Origin of the sequence: Deinococcus sp. AJ005, assembly GCF_009017495.1 — a bacterium.
Taxonomy (GTDB): domain Bacteria; phylum Deinococcota; class Deinococci; order Deinococcales; family Deinococcaceae; genus Deinococcus.
Genome location: NZ_CP044990.1, coordinates 318,891 through 340,050, shown reverse-complemented (window position 1 = coordinate 340,050; position 21,160 = coordinate 318,891). Strand labels below are relative to the sequence as shown.

21 protein-coding genes are annotated in these 21,160 nt (G+C 63.8%); 14 read left to right on the top strand and 7 right to left on the bottom strand.

Annotated features, from left to right (window positions below; all coding sequences use genetic code 11):
* Positions 1-130: 130 nt before the first annotated feature.
* Both DAAJ005_RS03710 and DAAJ005_RS03705 read left to right on the top strand, forming a co-directional pair.
* Positions 131-1,240, top strand: coding sequence for a CCA tRNA nucleotidyltransferase (locus DAAJ005_RS03710; RefSeq protein ID WP_151845936.1), 1,110 nt, complete (start codon positions 131-133; stop codon positions 1,238-1,240).
* Positions 1,241-1,261: 21 nt separating this feature from the next.
* Positions 1,262-1,873, top strand: a complete 612-nt coding sequence (locus DAAJ005_RS03705) for a site-2 protease family protein (protein WP_151845935.1) — start codon at positions 1,262-1,264, stop codon at positions 1,871-1,873.
* Positions 1,874-1,936: 63 nt separating this feature from the next.
* Here the strand turns inward: DAAJ005_RS03705 and DAAJ005_RS03700 are convergent, their stop codons facing one another.
* From DAAJ005_RS03700 to DAAJ005_RS03680, 5 genes are all read right to left on the bottom strand, one after another.
* Entirely contained in the window at positions 1,937-2,860 is a 924-nt protein-coding gene (locus DAAJ005_RS03700; RefSeq protein WP_151845934.1) for a D-isomer specific 2-hydroxyacid dehydrogenase family protein, read from the bottom strand.
* A 4-nt stretch (positions 2,861-2,864) separates the two neighbouring features.
* Positions 2,865-3,479, bottom strand: a complete 615-nt coding sequence (locus tag DAAJ005_RS03695) for a GNAT family N-acetyltransferase (RefSeq protein ID WP_151845933.1) — start codon at positions 3,477-3,479, stop codon at positions 2,865-2,867.
* Positions 3,476-4,522 carry a 3'(2'),5'-bisphosphate nucleotidase CysQ gene (locus tag DAAJ005_RS03690; protein ID WP_151845932.1) on the bottom strand — a complete coding sequence of 349 codons (1,047 nt, stop codon included), beginning with the start codon at positions 4,520-4,522 and terminating at the stop codon, positions 3,476-3,478. Before DAAJ005_RS03690 ends, DAAJ005_RS03695 begins: the two co-directional genes overlap by 4 nt.
* Complete coding sequence (gene nth / locus DAAJ005_RS03685; protein WP_151845931.1) at positions 4,519-5,265, bottom strand: endonuclease III; 747 nt, start codon at positions 5,263-5,265, stop codon at positions 4,519-4,521. Before nth ends, DAAJ005_RS03690 begins: the two co-directional genes overlap by 4 nt.
* Before the next feature lie 178 nt (positions 5,266-5,443).
* Positions 5,444-6,043: a DedA family protein gene (locus tag DAAJ005_RS03680; protein WP_151845930.1), complete on the bottom strand. Its 600-nt coding sequence runs from the start codon at positions 6,041-6,043 to the stop codon at positions 5,444-5,446.
* A 264-nt stretch (positions 6,044-6,307) separates the two neighbouring features.
* On the opposite strand from DAAJ005_RS03680, the gene DAAJ005_RS03675 reads away from it, so the two are divergent.
* The 12 genes from DAAJ005_RS03675 (at position 6,308) to DAAJ005_RS03620 (ending at position 18,073) form a co-directional block, all read left to right on the top strand.
* Entirely contained in the window at positions 6,308-6,868 is a 561-nt protein-coding gene (locus DAAJ005_RS03675) for a DUF4126 domain-containing protein (RefSeq protein ID WP_151845929.1), read from the top strand.
* Positions 6,869-7,350: 482 nt separating this feature from the next.
* On the top strand, positions 7,351-7,722 hold the full coding sequence (locus tag DAAJ005_RS03670; RefSeq protein ID WP_151845928.1) for a P-II family nitrogen regulator: 372 nt from the start codon (positions 7,351-7,353) through the stop codon (positions 7,720-7,722).
* A gap of 44 nt (positions 7,723-7,766) precedes the next feature.
* Entirely contained in the window at positions 7,767-9,071 is a 1,305-nt protein-coding gene (locus tag DAAJ005_RS03665; RefSeq protein WP_151845927.1) for an ammonium transporter, read from the top strand.
* Between the two features lie 348 nt (positions 9,072-9,419).
* Positions 9,420-9,737, top strand: coding sequence for a V-type ATPase subunit subunit G family protein (locus DAAJ005_RS03660; RefSeq protein ID WP_151845926.1), 318 nt, complete (start codon positions 9,420-9,422; stop codon positions 9,735-9,737).
* Positions 9,734-11,785: a V-type ATP synthase subunit I gene (locus tag DAAJ005_RS03655; RefSeq protein WP_226342553.1), complete on the top strand. Its 2,052-nt coding sequence runs from the start codon at positions 9,734-9,736 to the stop codon at positions 11,783-11,785. The genes DAAJ005_RS03660 and DAAJ005_RS03655 overlap by 4 nt, the downstream gene beginning before the upstream one ends.
* Before the next feature lie 49 nt (positions 11,786-11,834).
* Complete coding sequence (locus DAAJ005_RS03650) at positions 11,835-12,155, top strand: V-type ATP synthase subunit K (RefSeq protein ID WP_139322952.1); 321 nt, start codon at positions 11,835-11,837, stop codon at positions 12,153-12,155.
* A 3-nt stretch (positions 12,156-12,158) separates the two neighbouring features.
* Positions 12,159-12,731 (top strand): V-type ATP synthase subunit E, encoded by a 573-nt coding sequence (locus DAAJ005_RS03645; RefSeq protein ID WP_151845925.1) that lies wholly within the window; start codon positions 12,159-12,161, stop codon positions 12,729-12,731.
* Between the two features lie 11 nt (positions 12,732-12,742).
* Complete coding sequence (locus tag DAAJ005_RS03640) at positions 12,743-13,723, top strand: V-type ATPase subunit (protein WP_151845924.1); 981 nt, start codon at positions 12,743-12,745, stop codon at positions 13,721-13,723.
* On the top strand, positions 13,677-14,042 hold the full coding sequence (locus tag DAAJ005_RS03635) for a V-type ATP synthase subunit F (protein ID WP_151848368.1): 366 nt from the start codon (positions 13,677-13,679) through the stop codon (positions 14,040-14,042). The genes DAAJ005_RS03640 and DAAJ005_RS03635 overlap by 47 nt, the downstream gene beginning before the upstream one ends.
* A 114-nt stretch (positions 14,043-14,156) precedes the next feature.
* On the top strand, positions 14,157-15,905 hold the full coding sequence (locus DAAJ005_RS03630; RefSeq protein WP_151845923.1) for a V-type ATP synthase subunit A: 1,749 nt from the start codon (positions 14,157-14,159) through the stop codon (positions 15,903-15,905).
* Positions 15,902-17,320 carry a V-type ATP synthase subunit B gene (locus DAAJ005_RS03625; RefSeq protein WP_151845922.1) on the top strand — a complete coding sequence of 473 codons (1,419 nt, stop codon included), beginning with the start codon at positions 15,902-15,904 and terminating at the stop codon, positions 17,318-17,320. The genes DAAJ005_RS03630 and DAAJ005_RS03625 overlap by 4 nt, the downstream gene beginning before the upstream one ends.
* A 78-nt stretch (positions 17,321-17,398) precedes the next feature.
* Positions 17,399-18,073: a V-type ATP synthase subunit D gene (locus tag DAAJ005_RS03620; protein ID WP_151845921.1), complete on the top strand. Its 675-nt coding sequence runs from the start codon at positions 17,399-17,401 to the stop codon at positions 18,071-18,073.
* A gap of 69 nt (positions 18,074-18,142) precedes the next feature.
* Here DAAJ005_RS03620 and DAAJ005_RS03615 read toward each other — a convergent pair whose 3' ends face one another.
* Entirely contained in the window at positions 18,143-19,054 is a 912-nt protein-coding gene (locus DAAJ005_RS03615; protein WP_151845920.1) for a hypothetical protein, read from the bottom strand.
* A 575-nt stretch (positions 19,055-19,629) separates the two neighbouring features.
* Positions 19,630-21,093, bottom strand: coding sequence for a tetratricopeptide repeat protein (locus DAAJ005_RS03610; RefSeq protein WP_151845919.1), 1,464 nt, complete (start codon positions 21,091-21,093; stop codon positions 19,630-19,632).
* Between the last annotated feature and the right edge of the window lie 67 nt (positions 21,094-21,160).

Genomic DNA, 21,160 nt, shown 5'->3' with positions numbered 1-21,160 from the left:
TCTCTTCGCATCCGCTCGGGTCTTTATCATTTTGCAAGCGATTCAATCGGAGTCCAGATGGGGCTATTCTGCCGGTCTTCTCTGATCGGGCCTGCGACTGCCTGACTGGTCCCTCTGCCACACTGCAACCATGACGGACCTCGCCCCCCTGATCTGGAATCGCCTTCGCCCCGAAGACCGTGACTGGCTCGGCGCACTGGCACGGCTGGCGGGGCCGCACGCCCGCGTGGCGCTGGTGGGCGGCGCGGTGCGGGACGCGCTGCTGGAACAGACGCCCCAGGACCTTGACGTGGTGGCGGAAGGCACCGACATTCAGGCCCTGGCCCGCGCTTCAGCCCTGCCGTTTCTGTACCATCCGGCCTTCCAGAACGCCACCGTGACCCTGCCGGATGGCCGGGGGGCCGATCTTGTCCGCGCCCGCCGTGAGTCTTACCCGGTGGCGGGGCAAAATCCCGTGCCCCACCCCAGCACCCTGGAAGATGACTTACGGCGGCGGGACTTCGCGGTCAATGCGCTGGCCCTGCTGATCGGGCCAGGGGGCGAGCTGGCGCTGCTGGACGAACTGAACGGCCTGAGCGATCTGGAAGCGCGGGTGCTGCGGCCCCTGCACCCCCGGTCCTTTCACGAGGACGCCAGCCGTCTGATCCGAGCGGCGCGGCTGGCGGCGCGTCTGGGGTTCACGGCAGACCCGGAATTGCTGCGGCAGGTGCCGGAAGCTCTGGCTGTATCTGAGCAGACGCCGCGCCTATGGGCTGAACTCAAGCTATTGCTCTCGGAGGCGCGGCCTGGTGCGGCGGCACGCACGCTGGAGGGGTGGGGCGCGGGAGAATTCTTGCCCGGCGTGGAGTGGCTGGAACAGTTGGATGAACTTCAGGACGCTGGACAACCTGTCTCGCCCCAGCTTTACGCGGCTGCCGCGCTGCACGCCTCACCTGACCCGGAGCGGCTGGCCGAACGGCTGGGCCTGGGGAACCGCCCCGCCGCGCTGCTGGCCCGCGCCCTCTCAGATATGTATTTTCCAGACGGCACGCCAGAGCGGGTGCTGCGCGGTCTGCTGCGCCCGGACGCCCCGGTGCCGCTGACCGGGCGCGACGTGCTGGCGCTGGGCGTGCCGCCGGGCCGCGCGGTGGGCGAGGCGCTGGCGCATCTGGCGCAACTCAGGCAGGAGGGGAAAATCAGCAGCCAGGAGGAGGAGCGCTCGGCCCTCCAAAGGTATCTGGCAACCGAACGCCCCCAGTAAAGGCCCGTAGAATGAGAAGATATGGGCCTTCTCAGTCTGCTGACCTCTAACCCCACGGCGTTCATCATCATCGCGCTGGCGCTGGTGCTGTCTCTTGCCGTCCACGAATTCGCACACGCCTACACGGCAGATCGGCTGGGCGATCCCACGCCGCGCCGGTATGGGCGCGTAACCCTCAATCCGCTGGCCCACCTGGACCCGATTGGCACGCTACTGCTGCTGGTGGCGGGCTTCGGGTTCGCCAAACCGGTGCCGATCAATCCCAACAATCTGGGCCGCTGGGGAACGCTGTGGGTGGCCGCCGCCGGGCCGATCAGCAACCTCGTCATCGCCTTTCTGTGCGCGGTGCTGCTCAAAGTCCTGCCCATCACCCAGATCGGCCTGACCATCTTGCTGACCGTGCTGGGCATCAATGTGGTGCTGGCAGTCTTTAACCTGATTCCCATTCCGCTGCTGGACGGCAGCCGGATTCTGGGCGCGCTGGTGCCGTCGCTGGGGCGCAGCCTGTCGCAGTTTGAGGCCCTGCCCTACAGCCTTATCCTCGTCTTCGGCTTCATTTTTCTGGCCCGCGAACCCCTGAGCCAGTTCATCCGCACGGTGCAGAACTGGGTGCTGACGGTGGTGGGGATTTAGCCGAAGCTGAATTGGACTGTTTCCCCTCTCAACTTGTACAAGAGGGGATTTTTTATGCCCAGTTCAATACTTCTGCCCGTCCAGCACGCGGCCTTCGGGTTCCTGGCCCTGGTGCATGGTCAGCAGGAAATCACGGGTCAGACTGGCCCCACGCGCCACCAGATCGGTGGTGGTGCTGGCGATATGCGGCGTGATGATCACGTTTTTCTGTGCCCACAGAGGATGCCCTTCCGGCAGCGGTTCGGGATCGGTCACGTCCAGCGCCACACCTCCCAGATGACCGGAATCCAGGGCGGCCAGCAGGTCATCGGTGACGATCAGGTTGCCGCGTCCGGCGTTGGCCAGCCATGCCCCCGGCTTGAGCCTGCCCAGCAGTTCGGCGTTCACGATGCCGCGTGTATCTGACGTGCTGGGCAGCAGCAACACCACCCAGTCGGCACGGGACAGCAGCCCATCGCGCTGGAGGTCCGGGGTAGTACTGCGAATACCGCTGACCTCTGCCCCAAACGGCGTCAGCAGCCCTTCCAGCAGGTGACCGATGTGGCCGTAGCCCCAGATCGCTACCTTCTGCCCGTCCAGCGTGTGCAGGCCGGAATCGTTCGGGTTTCGGGCCGAACTCCACCGCCCCTCGTGCTGGGCGTCGCGGAAATGGTGCAGGCCGCGCATGGCCGAGAGCATCAGCGCCGCGACATGCACGGCCACGGCACGGTCATGCAGGCGGTTGGCGTTGTACAGGGCCACGCCGGGCGGCAGATGCGGCTGAACGTGGTCAATCCCAGCGGTCAGGGTCAGCACCCATTTCAGGCCCGGCGTCCTCAGCAACTTCTCGCGGGTCTCGCCACGCGCCAGCCACAGCACCACGCCCTCGGCTGCCTCGCCGGGAACGTGGTCCTGCGAATAAAAGGCGAATTCCACGCCGGGAACGCCGTGTTCATCGTGGCCGGAGAGGGCGTGGAATTCGGGCAGATCGGGCAGCAGGACACGCATGGGTCTATTGTGGCGCACCCTCTGGCAGATGTTGGGCTGACGGATGCTGGGCCTGCCATTCTTCACGGGTAATTTCCATATGCACGTCGGTGCGGCCCGCCTGCGGCGTACGGCCCACCTCGCGGAAACCGCAGGCGAGAAAGGCCCGCTGGGCACGGCGGTTGTGGGCGAAAGTAGTCAGCCGCACACGCCTCAGTGCGATCTCGCGGCCCGAGAAGGACCAGTCCAGCAGCGCCAGCACCGCCTCGCGCCCGTAGCCCTGACCCCACAGCGCGGGAAAACCGATCATCACGCCCAGCGTTCCAGTGGCGGGCGTCAGCGGCGGCGAGGGCCGCAGGTCATACAATTCGGCGCTGCCGATCAGTGCGCCGCGTTCGTCCAGCACACCGAAGCCCACGCGCTCGCCGCCGCGTTCCTCGTCCTGCATGACCTTGCGGAACAGCCATTCGGGCAGCTTGATCGGCTTGGCGTCATTCCAGTCGGCCAGCTCACGGTCCTTGAAAAAGCCGTGCAGGATGTGCCATTCGCCGCCGCTCAGCTCCAACATGGGTTTGAGACTTACGCGCCCCCATGCCCCACCCGCTGCCGGGAGGTCTGGAGAGGCGGGGGAGTTGATCATGGGCTGAGCTTAGCGTCTGTGGTGGACAGTGACCCCATCGCACGAACCACATCCCGCGTCAGGCGTTCCAGGTGAAAGGCGTCGCCCTCGGCGCGTTCCACGGTGCGCGTTTCGGGATTGACCACCAGCAACGCCAGAACTTCGTTGCCCGCGTGCCGGATGTTGACACCGGAATGACCGCTCAGCACCTCCTGATCGCTTGTTTTCAGGTACTTCCAGGCGGGGGCCGACGCTTTCATGCCCAGGTGCGCGGTGGGCAGACGGCGGCGCGACAACTCGCCCTCCAGCCAGTTCACGGCGTCCGGCAGTCCGGCGAGCAATCCCTGCTCCAGATGCGGCTGCGGTTGGTTGTACAGAACCTCTCCCCCATCCCGGCGGCGCAGCTTCCCGCCCGCCGCCTGCAACAGCGCGTCCCCGGCGGCAATGTCCCATTCGCTGCGCGGCGACATGGTGAAAGTAACGTCAGCCTCGTCGGCGCTCAGGCGGGCCAGCTTCAGCGCGATGCTGCCGCTGGGGAGCATTCCTGGCAGATCATGACGGTTCAGCTCACGCCCGAATTCGGTGTCCGAGACGGCAATGCGCCAGTTGTCCGAACGCGGCGCACGCTGAACCGCCTGCCCATTCTTCCAGACACCCTGACCGACGACACCCGCGAACAGCTCGTCGGTGGTTGGCGCGTAGACCACCCCTAGCGCAGCGTTATCCCCGATTGCAAGGCCGATACTGACGCAGTAATCCGCCGTCCCCTTGATAAATTCGCTGGTGCCATCAATCGGGTCAATGATCCAGACCCGTTCACACGACAGGCGGGCGGCGCTGTCGGTTTCTTCCTCGCTCATCAGGCCGTCTGCGGGGAATGCCTCGGCCAGCCCGGACACGATCAGTGCGGACGCCTCGCGGTCTGCCGCCGTCACTGGGTCTTCCAGACTCGTCTTGTGTTCCACGCTGAAGCCCACGGCGCGGTGATGCAGCAGCAGCGCTCCGGCCTCGCGCGCCAGTCTGGAGGCCACCTCTAATTCATGGGTCAATTCGGGAACAGTCATCGGCCCAGGATAGCCGCCGACGGGCACAGGTCACGCAGCACGCACGCACCGCACGCCGGATTGCGGGCGCGGCAGGTCTGGCGTCCGTGGCGAATGGCCGAGACGTGGAAGGTGTAGCGGGCCGCCCACTCGCGCGGCAGCACCTCATCAAACCAGCGCTCCACCTTGACCGCGTTCCAGGCTTCCGGCACCAGCTCCAGCCGCCGCGCGATGCGGTGAATGTGCGTGTCCACCGGCATGGCGGGCCGCGCCAGATCAAACAGCAGCACGCAACTGGCGGTTTTCATCCCCACGCCGGGCAGGCTTTCCAGCAGTTCACGAGCCGCCTTGTCGTCCAGATCACGCGTTTCCTTGAGTGAGAGGACCGGACGCGTTTCATCCAGTTCCGCCAGCAGCGAGTAGATGTACCCGGCCTTGACCCGCGAGAGGCCGCCGCCCGCCGCCTTCAGCACCGCTTCAATGCCGTCCGGGCCATCAGCCAGCGCCCCCTCCCAGCGCGGGTAGGCGGTTTTGAGACCCTGAAACTGCCGCCGGGTGATCGGGGCCGTGTTCTGCTGCGAGAGGATGGTGCTGATCAGGCCGTCCAGCGGCTCAGCGGAGCGTCTGGGCTGCGGCGGATCAGGCAGGTATTCCTCGGAGAGGCGGCGCGCGATTTCAGGCAGATCTTCACGGGGCGGTTGCTGTTCGCTCAGCGTCAGTTTTTTGGGTGGCTTTGTCTTGGGCGGGGGCTGGCGGGCGGGCATGGAGACAGGCTAGAGGGGCTGGGGCAGGCAAGACCGTAGCGAAAAGCTGGAGATTGAGCTGGGGTGAATGGCAAGCCCCACAGAGACCCCTCAGTCCGCTTCGCAGCCAGCCCTCTTCAAATCCGCGTTTCAGACAAGAAAAAAGGAGGCCAAGCCTCCCAGAATCTCGCCTCTGCGCTTACGGTTTGACCGCACGCTTGCGCGCCTGCAAGAACTTCAGCACAATCGGAATCACACTGACCACCAGCACCACCGCCACGATCAGCAGGATGTACTTGTCCAGATCGGGAATCAACTGACCCAGGTAGTAGGCCAGAGCGGTCAGGCCCACGCCCCACAGCACCGCGCCGATGATGTTGTAGAGGGTGTACAACGCAAACGGCATGCGGCTGACGCCCGCCAGCGTGGGCACCAGCGTCCGCACGATGGGCACAAAGCGGGCCAGAATTACGGCCAACGCCCCATATTTAACAAAGAAAGTCTGGGCCTGAGACACGTACTCGGGCTTAAAAAAGCGCGAGTTCTGATTGCTAAACACGGCGGGGCCAAAACGCTGGCCGATAAAATAGCCAGCGGTGTTTCCCAGAAAAGCGCCGACCACCACCGCCGCCATCACGCCCGCCAGATTCAGCTTGCCGCCCGCCGCCAGCAGCCCCGCCGCGATCAGCAGGCTGTCACCGGGCAGAAAAAAGCCCACCAGCAACCCAGTTTCGGCAAACACAATAAAAAATATCCCCAGGTAGGAGGCGGACAGGATCACGTCAATCAGGGAAGACATCTAAGGCGATAGGCTATCCGATCTGGGCGAGCGGCGGGTCATCCGAAAGAGGGCGGGAGTCGGCGGATGATGAAGTTGGGCTGGTAAGTGGGCGACGCGTTCCGCCTTCCTCCCCAGTGCCAGAAGGCCAACAGGAACTCCATGGTCCTGAGAGCCTTGCCCTTGCCACGACAGGAGATTGCAAGCCCTCCGCTGGACAGCAGGAGCCGGAATGCTAAGGCTTTTCCAGCATCCCCTCGTGGCCTTTGCAGGTCACAATGCCCTATGGAACTCCTCTCCGGCCTGCTGTCCTCGCTGGGCCTGTCAGGTGCGGCAGGTCTGAATGCCTACGTGCCGCTGCTGGTGGTGGGCCTGCTGTCCCGCATGGGCGTGATGCACCTGAACGAGCCGTTCAACCTGCTGGGCAATCCCTGGGTGCTGCTGGCCGTGGGCGTGATCGGCCTGCTGGATTTCGTGGGCGACAAGATTCCGGGCATAGACACCGTGCTGCATCTGGTGGGCGGACTGGTCAACACGGCGGCGGGCGCGATCCTGTTTGCCGCACAGGCGGGTGTGGCCGACGTACCCCCGGCCCTGAGTCTGGCGCTGGGCGTGATCGTGGCGGGCGGGGTGCATGCCACCCGCACGGTGGTTCGCCCCGTGGCCACGGCCACTACGGGCGGGCTGGGGAACCCGGTGGTCAGCACCCTGGAGGACGGCACCAGTCTGCTGCTGTCGCTGCTGGCCGTGTTCGTGCCCATTCTGGCTGTGATTCTGCTGGCCGCCGTGGTCTTCATCGGCTACAGGTTGTGGACACGGCTGCGGGGCCGACGCCGGGTGTTGTAGCGGGGGAAATTGGCTGGAGAGGTCACGGGGCCTCTCCTCTATCGATAGCAGCCTGGTCTTGCCCTCGCGCGTGGCCGTGGCCGTGAATCCGGCCCGTTCGTAAATCCGTCTGGCCCGCCCGTTGCGCTGATTGACCATCAGGATGATTCGCCTGGACTGGGGCAGATGCTGATGAAAGAACGCTGACGCTCTAGCAACTCCAGCGCGGGCAGGGCGTCAAGGTGCTGATCGGCCAAACGTTTCAGGCACAACAGGTCTGGCAGTACGCATGGACGGGAGTCGTGAGCAGGCCGTCGGCGCATTTTAGGCTATATGTCCGATTCAAATTAGACGTCTAACAAACATCTATCCATTTTTTGCAATTTGATCGGCTAAATCTAGCCAAATGTCCAGAAATATTTTGACATTCCTCAGCTATAACCCTAAGCTCTGGGCATGCAGGGATGCGAACGCTGCAAATTGCACACGCAGGAGGACACGCCATGAAAATGATCACGGCAGTCATCAGGCCCGAACGGGTCCAGCAGGTCAAGGAAGCCCTGTTTCAAGCAGGAATCAGCGGCATCACGCTCTCGCGGGTCAGTGGACACGGCGGCGAGCAGGAAATCGTCGAGCAGTACCGGGGCACGCGCGTGATGATCGAATTCCGCGACAAGGTAGAAATCCGCATGGCGGTCAGCGAACCGTTCGAGCAGGCCGCCATCGACGCCATCTGCAAGGGCGCACGCACCGGAGAGGTGGGCGACGGCAAGATCTTCGTGCAGCCGCTGGAGCGCGTTATCCGCATCCGCACCGGCGAGGAAGGCAACTCGGCCCTGACGCCCGTGACCGAGAAAAAGCTGGCCCCGGCATGACCGACATACGTATGGCCGCAGCACTTGCAAGGAGCGTGAAATCGATGAAACTGAAACCCTACCTTCCCCTGATCGTGGCGCTGGGCGGCGTAGCACTGGCGCAGGATGCCAAACCCGTGCTGGACACCGGCGACACTGCCTGGATGCTGGCCTCTGCCGCGCTGGTGCTGTTGATGACCCCCGGCCTGGCCCTGTTCTACGGCGGCCTGACCCGCGCCCAGAGCGTGCTGAACACCATGATGATGAGCGTGGTCTCGATTGGTCTGGTGGGCGTGCTGTGGATGCTGGCGGGCTACAGCATCGCCTTCGGTGGGGGCGGCAATGCCTTCGTCGGATCGCTGGCGAACTTCGGGCTGAACGGGCTGGCCGATCAACTCACGGGCACCATTCCCACCTATGTCTTCGCGGCATTTCAGGCCATGTTCGCCATCATCGCGCTGGCGCTGATTTCGGGCGCGGTGGTGGAGCGCATGCGCTTCGGGGCCTTCATCCTGTTCGGGGCGCTGTGGACCCTGCTCATTTACTCGCCGCTGGCCCACTGGGTCTGGAGCGCGGACGGCTGGCTGTTCAAGGACGGCGCGCTGGATTTCGCGGGCGGCACGGTCATTCATATTTCTGCGGGCATCAGCGCACTGGTCGCCGCCTTCGTGCTGGGGCCGCGCATCGGCTACCCGCGCAACGCCCATGTGCCGCACAACGTGCCGCTGGTACTGCTGGGTGCGGGCCTGCTGTGGTTCGGCTGGATGGGCTTCAACGCGGGCAGCGCGCTGTCTGCCGGGCAAACCGCCGGACTGGCCTTTATCACCACGCTGATCGCCCCCGCCGCCGCCATGCTGACCTGGCTGGGCTTTGAATCGGCGCGCGGCGGCAAGCCTACCGCCGTCGGGGCAGCCACCGGACTGGTTGTCGGCCTTGTCGCCATCACCCCCGCCTGCGCTTTCGTCAGTCCCTGGGCCGCCGTGATCGTCGGTGTGGTGGGCGCAGCCGCCAGCTACGGCGCGGTGCAGCTCAAGCACCGGATGGGCGCGGACGACTCACTGGACGTCTTTGCCTGCCACGGCGTCGCCGGAATCGCGGGCGCGCTGCTGACCGGTCTGCTGGCCTGGACCACCTCGCAGGGCAAGCCCGTAGGCGAGCAGTTTCTGGTGCAGCTCCTGAGCGTCACGGCCTCACTGGTCTGGGCGGGCGGCGGGTCCTTCATCCTGCTCAAGCTGGTCAGCGTGATCACGCCGCTGCGTGTTTCGGCCAGCCAGGAAGTCAGCGGCATCGACATCAGTGCCCACAGCGAGCAGGGCTACGCTGACAGTGAGACGGGCCTAGGCGCACCAGTGTTCGTGGGCGGCGACTGAATCCTTAAGCGAGACTGCACCTCTTAACTCCCGAACCTCCACGTTCAGCCAGCCCCGACCGCATCCCCGGTGGCTGGCTGTTTCAATGTGTGGTCCGCAGTAATCTCCGCAGTGGTCAATGCCCGCTGACAGAGTGGTCAATCCCGGCAACAGGGACGCTTGCCCCCACAGGCCAATGTGGAGGCTGTGTTACGATGCTGGGCGAGTCTGACGCAACTATTACAAAAGGGTCGGGCCGCCGCAATTCTTGGTGTTCACCCCAAAAGACCTCATCCCCCCAAAGGATGGGGCTTTTGAAGCGGATGAAGTCTGAGGTTGCCGGAATGCAGGAAAAGGAGGAGTGGAGTTTTGGACGTCTCAAGTAAGGTCTTGAACGAACTGGCGCAGCGGGAAGCCGCGCTGGACGCGCAGATCGAAGCGGCGCGTGAGGAGGCCAGGCAAGTGATTGCCGCCGCCGAGGCGCAGGCCGCCCAGATCATGCAACAGGCCGAAGCACAGGCCAGGCAGATGTCTGCGGAGCATGAGCAGAAGCTGTCGGCGGAAGTTGGCCAGATTCGCGAAACGGCGGGAGCGGACGCCCGCACCCAGGCGCAGGCCACCCGTGACCTCGCCGAGGACAAGCTGGGCCACGCCGTCGAAACGATCATGCGGGCGGTTCTGCCGTGATCAACCCGATGCAGCAGGTGGTGGTGGCGGGCCGTCAGAGCGACAGCCGCGCGATCATGCAGGCCCTTCAAACGGCAGGCGTGCTGCACATCGTTCCCCTGGAAGCGCAGGGCTTTCAGAGCGGTCCCCTGGCAGGAGCGGCTGCCGAACAGCGCCGCGACGCCGAACGCCTGCTGGCCCGCAGCGAAAGCACGCTGGGCGAGCTGGAGGCTCTGCGGCCTGACCGCGCCGCCGCCCTGCCCGACGAAGGTCAGTGGTCAGCGCTGGTGGAAGCCGCCGCAAAACCCGCCTCCGCCCTGATGGAGCGCGAGACGGAACTGCGGACCGAGCTGGACACCGCCCGCACCTACGGCGATACGGTCACGGCGCTGTCGCGTGCGGCGGGAACGCTGGACCGCAGCACCCGCGTCACGCTGATTCCCCTGACCGTTGAAAAGTCGGAGGAACTGGCAGCCGCGCAGGACGCCCTCAAGGGTGAACTGGGAGACCGCTTCGCCATCGGTGCAGAGCGCACCGGGCAGCAGAGTACGGCTGTCGTGGTGGCGGTGCTGCGGGCAGACCGTGACCGCGCCCGCGCCGCGCTGGGCAAGGCCCGTCTGGGCGAACTGAGGTTGCCGGGCCGCTTCGAGCGCCTGCCACTGTCTGAGGTCGCCACGGCCTTCAGCGCCATTCTCAAGAGCAACCCGCAGGAGCTGGAGCGGGTGCGCGCCGAGAAGAGCGCGCTGGCCTCGCAGCACGCGGCGACGCTGTTTCCCATCCGGGACGCACTGGCGGACCGGGTGGGCATCGACGACGCCCGCGCGCAGACCGCCCGTGGCAAGTACGGTTTCGTGTTGCAGGGCTTCGTGCCCACAGACCGGGTGCCCGCCCTTCAGGGTGCGCTGGAGCCATACAAGGCCAGCGCCATGATGGAACTGCATCCCGTCGATGAACACGGCGATTCCGGGGCCATCCCAGTGCAGCTCAAGAATGGCAGCTACACCGAGAACTTCGAATTCATGCTGAACATCAGCGATCCGCCCAAGTACGGCACCTTTGACCCCTCGTGGGTGGTGGCGTGGTTCTTCCCGCTGTTCTTCGGCTTCATCGTTGCGGACATCGGGTTCGGGCTGCTGTACTTGGCCGTGGCGCTGTGGGGACTGGCGCGGGCCGCACGCGGCGTCAGCCTGCCCGTGGGCCTGCTGGGCATCACCCTCGATCCGGCCACCCTCAAACGGGTGGGCGTCGTTCTCCGTACGATGGGCCTGTGGAGCATCCTGTGGGGCGTGTTGACCGGCGAGTTCTTCGGCAACGTCTTCGAGAAACTGCACGTCTTCTTCTACAACCCTGGTCTGATCAAGAGCCTGTGGGGCGTCAACCTCAGCCCCAGCACGCTGAACACGATTGTCGAGGAAGGCCACAACAAGGGCCTGTTCCCGATCCTGTTCCCGCGCGTGCTGTCGGACTTCTCCAACACCATCATGCTGATCTGCATCGCGGTGGGCGTGATCTTCGTGCTGTGGTCCTGGGCCTTGAAGGCGCAACTGACCTGGAAGCACAAGCACATGCACCACTTCTGGGAAGCGGTGGGCATGCTGGGCGGTCTGGTCGGCCTGATCATGGTGGCCTATGTCAGCCGCGCCGGGCAAGACTTCGGGGCGCTGAGCAACTTTGGCAACCCGCTGGTGCTGCTGATGCTGGTGGGCTTCGTGATCTTCGTGATCGGACTGATCGCCAGCAAGACCCCGCTGATGCTGATCGAGGTGCTGTCCAACGGCGGTAACATTATTTCCTTCACCCGTCTGTTCGCGGTGGGTGTGGCGGCGGCCATTCTCGCCAACCTCGCCACCGACGTGGGCTGGAGCCTGGGCAAAGTGCTGCCGATCATCGGGCCGCTGCTGGGCATCCTGCTGGGCATCCTCGTTCACAGCTTCCTGTTCGTCCTGACCATCCTGGGCCACATCATGCAGCCCATCCGACTGGTCTGGGTCGAGTACCTCAATCCCACCGGCTTCTATCAGGAAACCGGCACCCGTTACGCTCCTTTTGCCCCCGTGGCACGGAAATAAACCCTCTCAAACTCGTCAGAAGTACACCCCATTTTCCCGGAGGAAACACATGAAGAACACTGCAATCCAGAAAGCCGCTAAATACGCCCCCGCCCTGACCCTGATGACCTTCGCCGGTTCCGCCTTCGCACAGGAAGTCGCCGCCACCGGCGCAGACGCCAACGCTGCGGGCCTCAAGGCCATCGGCGCGGGCCTGGCCCTGGGCCTCGGAGCCGTCGGCACCGGTCTGGCGCAGGGACCCATTGGTGCTGCCGCCGCAGGTGTGGTGGCCGAGCGTCCCGAGAAGTTCGGGCAGATGGCGATCTGGTTCTTTATCCCTGAAACGCTGGTGATCTTCGGCTTCGTCGGCTTCTTCCTGCTGCGCGGGTAAGCGATGAGCCTCGGTGACATCCTAGAACAAGAAATCCAGGGCGAGATCACCCAGATTCGCACTGGCGCGCAGGAAAAGGCCGCGCAGATCGTCTCTGAAGCCCAGGAACGCGCCCAGAGCATGATCGAGGGCCGCACCCGCGCCCTGGACAGCGATTACGCCGCTGGCCTGACCCGCGCCCGCAGCGCCGCCGATCTGGACAGCAATGCCCAGCGCCTGGCGGCCTCGGACACCTTGCAGGTCAAGGCCTTTCAGACCGCGCAGCAGTTCATCGCCAGCATGACGAACGCGCCGGAATACCCGCAGGTGCTGACCAAGCTGATCGAGGAGGGTCTGAACGCCCTGCCGACGGCGGAGGTCATCGAAACCTCTGCGGCAGAGCAGGACGCGGTGCGTCAGGCGCTGTCCGGGCTGGGCCGCCAGATGGACGTGCGCGTGAACGACACGGTGAAAACCGGCGTGCGGCTGGTCGGCTCCGGCGGCAAGACCAGCGTGCAGAACACCCTGCTGGGCCGCCTGGAAGCCGCGCGCCCCACCCTGAGCGCCGAAGTCTCACACATGCTGGCCGAAGTCTAGGGGGAGGACACATGAACAACCCCTACGGGTATATCAACGGGCGCGTGCGCATGATGCGCGTGGCCCTGGTGGACGCCCGCGCGATGGACGACGTGACGAACACGCTGAACTACCAGGAATTCCTGCGTCAGATCAGCGAGACGCCGCTGCGCGAGGATCTGGGCGAGGCCACCGCGCAGGGGGCGGGTCTGGGGCAGCTCGACGAGGCCCTGAGCCGCAATTACCTCAAATCCATCTCGCACCTGCGCTCGATTGCCACCGGGCAACCGGCCCGCGAGATCGAGGCGCTGCTGCTGCGCTATGACCTCCAGAACGTCAAAACACTGGTGCGTGGCGTGCAGACCGGACGCTCGGCGGACGACATCGTGGCGGGCCTGATCCCGGCGGGAACCCTGCCGTGGTCTGCCCTTCAGGGCGCGGCGCAGAGTGCCGACGTCGCCAGCCTCGCCCAGACCCTGAGCGTGGCGGGCGGCAAGATCGGCCAGATTCTGCGCGCCGCCGTCAGTGGCGGGGCCAGCAGCCTGCTCGATTTAGAGGTGGCGCTGGATCAGGGCTATTACCGCGCCGTGCTGTCGGGCGTGCGCGGCACCAATGTCCGCCGATATTTTACGCGCGAGATCGATGTGCGAAACCTGCTGATTGCCCGCCAGTTGCGCGGCGCGGCCCCCAACGTCCGCTATTTCATTCCCGGCGGGCGCGACGTGTCCGAGGCCGATTTCCTGCGAATCGCGGGCGGCGACAACAGCGTTTCGGCCCCCGATCTGGGTGCGGTGCTGGAAGCCCCCGATCTGGGCAGCTCCGAGGCGATTGCCCGGCGGCTCCTGGACGAGGCCAGCCGCAACGTGGCGATGGCCGACGCACTGGGGCCGGGCGTGGCCCTGGATTACCTGCGCCGCAAGGAACAGGAAATCGCCCGCATGCGCCTGATTGGCCGCGCCAAGTTCTATGGCCTGTCCAAGGACGAGCTGCAAAGGGAGTTGGAAGGTGCGTAAAGTCGTCGTTCTGACCGATCACGAGACCGCCACCGGCTTCCGGCTGGCCGGGGCCGAGGTGGTGGACACCACCCCCGACAAGGCGCAGGCCGCGCTGGAAAAGCTGATCACCGAGGGCGACTATGGATTGATCGCCATCGACACCAGCCTGATCGCCGACCCGGCCACGTCCACCGCCCGCGTCATGCGGGGCCGTGACCTGCCCATCTTGCTCCCCATTCCCAGCCTGAAAGACGCCTTCTCGCCCGAAACCGTGGACGCCAAGGCGTACATGGGCAAACTGGTGCGCGAAACCATCGGCTTCGATATCAAGCTTTAAACGGGCCAAAGGTCAGACCGTCTAACGGCCAGACGGCACAAAGCACAAATGCTGTTCTGTTCCGCCTCTAGACTGTTTGACCTTAGCCTTTCAGACCTCTCCCAAGGAGATTCAATGACTCAGAACAAGAGTGGCGTCGTGCAGAGCATCGCCGGACCTGCGGTGATCGCGGACGGCATGTACGGCGCGAAAATGTACGACATCGTGCGCGTGGGCACAGAACGTCTGGTGGGCGAAATTATTCGTCTGGACGGCAACACCGCCTTCGTGCAGGTGTACGAGGATACCGCTGGCCTGACCGTGGGCGAACCCGTGGAAACCACCGGGCTGCCCCTGTCGGTCGAACTTGGCCCAGGCATGCTCAATGGCATCTACGACGGCATCCAGCGCCCGCTAGATAAGATCCGCGAACTGTCGGGCGACTTCATTGCACGCGGCATCGAGGTTTCCAGCCTGGACCGTGAACGCAAGTGGAACTTCACTCCCAGCGTCAATGTTGGCGATGAAGTGATCGGCAGCTCGATCCTGGGCACCGTGCCGGAATTTGCCTTCACCCACAAGGTTCTGGTTCCGCCGGAAAGCAGCGGCAAGATCAGAAGCGTTGTGGCGGCGGGCGAGTACACCATTGACGACACGATTGCCGAGCTGGAAGACGGCACCAAGCTGCGGATGGCCCACTACTGGCCCGTTCGTGCGCCCCGTCCTGTGGCCAAGAAGCTGGACCCCAGCCTGCCCTTCCTGACTGGGATGCGCATTCTGGACGTGCTGTTCCCCCTGGTGATGGGCGGCGCAGCGGCGATCCCCGGTCCTTTCGGCTCGGGCAAGACCGTGACCCAGCAGAGCGTGGCCAAGTACGGCAACGCCGACATCGTGGTGTACGTAGGCTGCGGCGAGCGCGGCAACGAGATGACCGACGTGCTGGTGGAATTCCCTGAACTGGAAGACCCCAAGACCGGCAACCCGCTGATGCAGCGCACCATCCTGATCGCCAACACCTCCAACATGCCTGTGGCAGCGCGTGAGGCGTCCGTCTACACGGGCATCACTCTGGCCGAGTACTTCCGCGACCAGGGCTACAGCGTGTCCCTGATGGCCGACAGCACTTCGCGCTGGGCCGAGGCGCTGCGCGAAATCTCCTCGCGTCTGGAAGAAATGCCCGCAGAAGAGGGGTATCCCCCCTACCTGGGCGCAAAACTGGCGGCGTTCTACGAGCGCGCCGGGGCCGTCAAGACCCTGGGCGGCGAGGACGGCGCAGTCAGCGTGATCGGCGCAGTCTCCCCCGCAGGCGGCGACATGTCCGAACCCGTCACCCAGGCCACCCTGCGTATTACCGGCGCATTCTGGCGTCTGGACGCAGGTCTGGCCCGCCGCCGCCACTTCCCGGCGATCAACTGGAACGGCTCGTACAGCCTGTTCACCCCCATTCTGGACGGCTGGTATCGCCAGAACGTCGGGCAGGACTTCCCCGAACTGCGCCAGCGCATCCAGAACATCCTCCAGGAAGAAGCCTCCTTGCAGGAAGTGGTGCAGCTTGTCGGGCCAGACGCCCTTCAGGACAACGAGCGGCTGATTATTGAAGCCGGGCGCATGCTGCGTCAGGATTTCCTTCAGCAAAACGGCTTTGACGCCGTGGACGCCTCTTCCTCAATGCCCAAGAACTACGGCCTGATGAAGATGTTCCTGAAGTTCTACGAGGAAGCGGGCGCGGCCCTCAAGAGCGGCGCAACCATCGACGACATCATCCAGAACCCGGTGATCGAGAAGCTGGCCCGCGCCCGCTACGTCGCCGAGACGGAATTCAATGCCTACGGCGAGGGCGTCATGAACGAACTCGACCAGACCTTCAAGGGAGTGACTGCATGACCCTTCTCCAGAAGGAATACAACGATGTCGCCTATATTTCCGGGCCACTGCTGTTCGTGAATGCGGCCAGCGATCTGGCTTACGGCGCAATCGTGAACATCAAGGACGAGAGCGGCAAGCTGCGCGGCGGTCAGGTCATTTCAGTGACCGATCAGAACGCCGTGATCCAGGTGTTCGGTGAAACACGCGGCCTCGACCTCGCCACCGCTTCGGTGAGCCTGGTGGAAGACGTGGCCCGCCTGGGCGTGTCCAAGGAAATGATCGGACGCCGCTTCGACGGCCTGGGCCGCCCCATCGACGGGCTGCCCGCCGTGGTGGCCGAGAAGCGCCTGAGCATCAACGGTCAGGCCATGAACCCCACCGCCCGCGCCAAGCCCGAAGAATTTATTCAGACCGGGATTTCCACCATCGACGTGAACACCAGCCTGATCCGTGGGCAGAAGCTGCCGATCTTCTCCGGCTCCGGTCTGCCGCACAACGAACTGGCCGCCCAGATTGCGCGTCAGGCGAAGGTTCCAGGCTCGGATGAACCCTTCGCGGTGGTCTTCGCGGCGATGGGTCTGACGCAGCGCGAGGTCTCCTTCTTCACGCAGGAGTTCGAGCGCACCGGGGCACTCGCCCGCGCCGTGCTGTTCCTGAACCGCGCCGACGATCCCGCCGTGGAACGTCTGCTGACCCCCCGTATGGCCCTGACGACGGCAGAGTATCTGGCTTTCGAACACGGTTACCACGTCCTCGTGATCCTGACCGACTTGACCAACTACTGCGAGGCGCTGCGTGAAATCGGCGGTGCGCGCGAGGAAATCCCCGGACGCCGTGGGTTCCCCGGCTACATGTACACCGACTTGGCCTCGCTGTACGAACGCGCAGGCGTGGTGCAGGGCAAGCCCGGCAGTGTCACGCAGATTCCGATTCTGTCCATGCCCGACGACGATATTACCCACCCCATCCCCGACCTGACCGGCTACATCACCGAGGGCCAGATCGTGGTGGACCGCACGCTGAACGCCAAGGGCGTGTTCCCGCCGATCAACCCGCTGCCCAGCCTGAGCCGCCTCCAGGGCAACGGCATCGGCAAGGGCAAGACCCGCGCCGACCATAAGAACGTGTCCGATCAGTTGTTCGCCGCCTACGCCAACGGACTGGATTTGCGGAAACTGGTGGCGATCACGGGTGAAGACGCCCTGACCGACACCGACAAGCTGTACCTGCGTTTTGCTGACGACTTCGAGCAGTATTTCATCGGCCAGGGCGATCAGGACCGCAGCATCGACGACAGCCTGACCGTGGCCTGGGGCATTCTGTCCAAGCTGCCCCAGAGCCAGTTGACCCGTCTGTCCAAGGACTCCATCGACAAGTTCTACGGCGAGAAGATGGACGAGATGTGGCGCGGCGGACGGAGCATGAGCCTGTAAACAAATCTGAAAGTCTAATTGCCAGTCTCCACGGCAGTTAGACCTTCGGGTATTCACCGACAAAGGAGGTGAACACAAATGGCAGGACAGATCAGCCCCACCCGCAGCGCAATGCTGGCGAGCAAGGCCAGCCTCAAGACCGCGCAGAGCGGCGCAGACCTGCTGAAGCGCAAGCGCGACGCCCTGATCGGCGAGTTCTTTGCGCTGGTCAAGGACGCACTGGCTGCCCGCGAGGAACTTTCGGGCGTGAGCAAGGGCGCGTACACCAGCCTGTTTGGCGCGAAAGCGTGGGACAGCCCGGAAGCCGTTGAAAGCCTGAGCCTGGCGGGCAGCGGCGATTACGCCATCGACATGCAGATTGACAACCTGTACGGCGTGAAAGTGCCGCGCATCGCCGTTCCTGAGCGCGACAAGGCCACCACGTTCAGCCCGATCAACGTGGGCGCACGCACCATCCAGGCCGCCACCGATTTTGGCGGCGTGATGGACGGCATCGTCAAGGTGGCCGGAACTGAGACCAAGCTGCGCCGCATTGGCGAGGAAATCAAGAAAACCTCGCGCCGCGTGAACGCGCTGGAGCAGGTTCTGATTCCCGGCATTCAGGATGACATCCGCTTTATTCGCAGCGTGCTGGACCAGCGCGAACGCGAGGCCAGCTTTACCCTGAAAAAGATCAAGGCCAAGCTGGAAGCCGATGCGAAAAAGGACAAGGAGCTTTTGCAGGCCAAGAACCACGGGTCAGCAGCAGACTGAGTTCTGAGTAGGCAAAAGAAGACCGTCCCCATATGGAGGGCGGTTTTTTTATACCAGACTGTCGATTGCCTACTTCACTTCGTTGAATTGAATCTGAGGCTGGGCAGTCGCCCCTGGTGCCGTCTTTAGATTACCATCCCTGACATTCCACCAGAAAGGGCCTCTCATACTGCTACAGTTGATATCCTTGATGAACCAAGTATCGTCGTTTGGCGTCTTTTTGTATGCCAAGACCAGTGACATCTTCATCATGTAAGTGTGATTGGGGAGTAGGTAGGTGGGACTGAGGTGAGGACGGCCATCCATATATTCAGTGTGAAAACCGCTGACACCGCCTGAACCGTCCCAGACATTGTAAGGGTTCGTGGAAGGTGGCATAATCCCAGCCCACCAAGCGCGGACAGCGGGTGTCCCAGTCGAACTTGCGATTGCACTTGGTTGGTTCCAATCATTTGAAGTCGGTGTTCCATTTGGACCAGTCGGAGTGGTAATTTCCCTGATTTCGGCCCTGAGAATTACGGAATTCGCAACATATCCACTTGGAAGTATCCCCGCCCCAGTGGAACCGATATAGAAGGCGAATGGCATCATCTGCTGATCCAGCGTCAGGGTCTGGGGAATGGTTTCAGTTCCGGGATAGTTGAAGGTGCTTAAAAATTCCAGCCCATACGACTGCGTGATGTTCTTGCCCGGCAACTGGTGATACCGGAAGTACTGCGAGAACGTCCCCTGCATGACGGCTGGGCAGCAGGTTAGCCCCCGATCATCCATCACCATCGTCGGGTTAACCGGCACCGTGATTGGTGTGGCGGTGGCGGGAGCCTGACGCACTGATGGCCTGAGCTGAGCGAGTATGTCGCTGCCCGTGGTATTTGCAGCCGTGGTTAGGGCCGTTTGGGCTGCACCGATGCTGCTGAACATGAGGGCGGCGGTCAGGAGGAAGGTGGTGCGAACATGAGCTTGCTTAACGAGCTGGGTCATGGTGTTCTCCTTGGATAGTGCTGTGGGTGATTGAGGCGAGTGACCGAACGCAGAGCGGCAGAAACCGAAGTTTTCCCTGTCTTGTCTGATGCTTCCCTGCTTCCTTTCTGAACTGAGGCCACTGTGATCTCTGACCCCTGAACGACCCCTGAACGCTCACGAACGCTGGGACTGGGACATTCATGGCACATAAAAAAAACCCCGCTCTGGACGGGGAATTCTGGTCTTTTTCGTTGGAAGATCAACGTGCTCTGCTCACATCAACCCGGTGTAATTCTCATGCTGCGCTAGCGTTTAGCCCAGGCACGATGGGCGACGGTTCCCTCACCTTCGAGACCAGCCAGCACATCCCGCGATATGCCGCCTCAGCAGTAGCTCAACTTACGCTAGACGCGCTACGTACAAGGGCAGTTTTTTACAGCTTGTTCATCAGCCTCCAAACCCATTCAGCAGATTGCAATTCAGGAGAATAAGCAAGCAGTGCCTTGATTTCGGTGAGTAGAGTGCCCTTTCACGAGGAGAATATGATGGTCAAGACCAGCGCCCACCTGAGCGGCACACTCCCAAGCCCAACGCTAGTTCAGCATCCGCCCGTCCTGCTGCCCCATCAGCGTCTGTGCCCGCGCCAAAAGATCCTGCAAGGTGCCGTGCCAGTCATCACTCTCGGGCGTGTTGTCTAGCGCCTGCTGGGCGTGTGCGACGGCTGCGGCAGGATTTGGAAAGCCCTGCTGCGCCATCACGTCGGCAGCCATCTGGTGCCCGATGATCCAGTCGCGGCTGTCCGGGGCGGCCTCGCGGACCACGCGCTCGTAGTGTTCCAGGGCCTCGTCCAGTTGAAAATAATCCAGGGCCACGCTACCCAGCACCAGACTGGCGGGAATCACCGCACCCTGCGCCAATGCCTGCTCGGCGGCCAGTTGCGCCTCGGGCATTCGGCCCAGGCGGTAATCGCACTCGGCGATATCGGCCAAGACCTCGGGCTGATAAGGGTAGTCAGGTTCGTTCAGGGCCACTTCCAGCCGGTCACGGGCCTCCACCGGGCGGTCCATGTCCAGCAGGGCCACACCCAACTCGTGGTTGGCGTAGGGGCGGTCACTGTCCTCGGCCAGTTTCAGGGCCGACTCAAAGGCAGTGATGGCCTTTTCCTGCTGGCCCAGATGGCTCAGGATCTGGCCGGTCAGCAGCGCCACCACGTAACCGGGGGTGCCGTACTGCCGCTCCAGGCGGTCTGCCTCGCGGATCATCTCGTAAGCCGCGTCCGCCTGATCCATCTGGAGCAGCGCCTGGGCACACAGGTAGTGCCACGTCGCCAGATTCAGGCCCTCGTCCTCGCCCTGTACTGGGTTGATCTGTGGAGTCTGCTTGCTGCCGTACAGCAGCCGCGCGCCGTCCAGAATCTTTTTGGCTTCCTCGGGCTGCCCGTCCTGGATCAGCAGCGCCGCCTGCTCCTGAACCATCACTGCGCGGTCCAGACCACCCGCCAGATGCGCGGCCTCGGCGTACAGGTTGATGGCGTCCGCCGTGTGACCCAGTTGCTCCTGGCAATCGGCCTGCCACGAGCGCAGCCGCCAGCGCAGATGCAGCGGCAGTTCACCCACCGCCAGGTGGATGTCCAGTGCCGCCTGTGGTTGCTCGGCCAGCGCCAGCGCACACAGCGCATGAAAACGGGCCACCGGATCCAGCGCCTCGCGCACAGCCCCGGATGGTGGGGCCGCCTCCGGGCCGCGCGTGCGGGCTTCCAGCTCAGCGCTCAGGGCCAGATACAGCGCCTCACTGCCCACCGCCGGATTCAGCCCACGCGCCTCGGCCAGCGTCGCCTCAAGTTGCTCGGCTGCGCCGTCGCCGTACAGGGCATGCAGGCTGCCCAGATACACGCAGATGCGCGCCGCAACCGGGGACACCGCCGCGCCTTTGCCCTTGCCCACTGCGGCTGGCATGGCCTCGTCCAGTGCAGCGCTCAGAACGCCAAAAGCAGTCTCATAGTCGCCCCCAGCCAGGGCCGTGCAAGCCTGTTGCCAGGTGGTGTCCGCGTCAATCATTCCCCGCTAGGATAGTCCATCCATCAGCGGGTTGACCGTGTGCGGAAAGATGCAGCCCCGGAGGGAA

Excerpts from the sequence above, each read along its gene's own strand:
- DAAJ005_RS03710 (WP_151845936.1), top strand. The coding sequence starts at position 131 with ATGACGGACCTCGCCCCCCTGATCTGGAATCGCCTTCGCCCCGAAGAC.
- DAAJ005_RS03705 (WP_151845935.1), top strand. The coding sequence starts at position 1,262 with ATGGGCCTTCTCAGTCTGCTGACCTCTAACCCCACGGCGTTCATCATC.
- DAAJ005_RS03700 (WP_151845934.1), bottom strand. The coding sequence starts at position 2,860 with ATGCGTGTCCTGCTGCCCGATCTGCCCGAATTCCACGCCCTCTCCGGC.
- DAAJ005_RS03695 (WP_151845933.1), bottom strand. The coding sequence starts at position 3,479 with ATGATCAACTCCCCCGCCTCTCCAGACCTCCCGGCAGCGGGTGGGGCA.
- DAAJ005_RS03690 (WP_151845932.1), bottom strand. The coding sequence starts at position 4,522 with ATGACTGTTCCCGAATTGACCCATGAATTAGAGGTGGCCTCCAGACTG.
- nth (WP_151845931.1), bottom strand. The coding sequence starts at position 5,265 with ATGCCCGCCCGCCAGCCCCCGCCCAAGACAAAGCCACCCAAAAAACTG.
- DAAJ005_RS03680 (WP_151845930.1), bottom strand. The coding sequence starts at position 6,043 with ATGTCTTCCCTGATTGACGTGATCCTGTCCGCCTCCTACCTGGGGATA.
- DAAJ005_RS03675 (WP_151845929.1), top strand. The coding sequence starts at position 6,308 with ATGGAACTCCTCTCCGGCCTGCTGTCCTCGCTGGGCCTGTCAGGTGCG.
- DAAJ005_RS03670 (WP_151845928.1), top strand. The coding sequence starts at position 7,351 with ATGAAAATGATCACGGCAGTCATCAGGCCCGAACGGGTCCAGCAGGTC.
- DAAJ005_RS03665 (WP_151845927.1), top strand. The coding sequence starts at position 7,767 with ATGAAACTGAAACCCTACCTTCCCCTGATCGTGGCGCTGGGCGGCGTA.
- DAAJ005_RS03650 (WP_139322952.1), top strand. The coding sequence starts at position 11,835 with ATGAAGAACACTGCAATCCAGAAAGCCGCTAAATACGCCCCCGCCCTG.
- DAAJ005_RS03645 (WP_151845925.1), top strand. The coding sequence starts at position 12,159 with ATGAGCCTCGGTGACATCCTAGAACAAGAAATCCAGGGCGAGATCACC.
- DAAJ005_RS03640 (WP_151845924.1), top strand. The coding sequence starts at position 12,743 with ATGAACAACCCCTACGGGTATATCAACGGGCGCGTGCGCATGATGCGC.
- DAAJ005_RS03635 (WP_151848368.1), top strand. The coding sequence starts at position 13,677 with ATGGCCTGTCCAAGGACGAGCTGCAAAGGGAGTTGGAAGGTGCGTAAA.
- DAAJ005_RS03630 (WP_151845923.1), top strand. The coding sequence starts at position 14,157 with ATGACTCAGAACAAGAGTGGCGTCGTGCAGAGCATCGCCGGACCTGCG.
- DAAJ005_RS03625 (WP_151845922.1), top strand. The coding sequence starts at position 15,902 with ATGACCCTTCTCCAGAAGGAATACAACGATGTCGCCTATATTTCCGGG.
- DAAJ005_RS03620 (WP_151845921.1), top strand. The coding sequence starts at position 17,399 with ATGGCAGGACAGATCAGCCCCACCCGCAGCGCAATGCTGGCGAGCAAG.
- DAAJ005_RS03615 (WP_151845920.1), bottom strand. The coding sequence starts at position 19,054 with ATGACCCAGCTCGTTAAGCAAGCTCATGTTCGCACCACCTTCCTCCTG.
- DAAJ005_RS03610 (WP_151845919.1), bottom strand. The coding sequence starts at position 21,093 with ATGATTGACGCGGACACCACCTGGCAACAGGCTTGCACGGCCCTGGCT.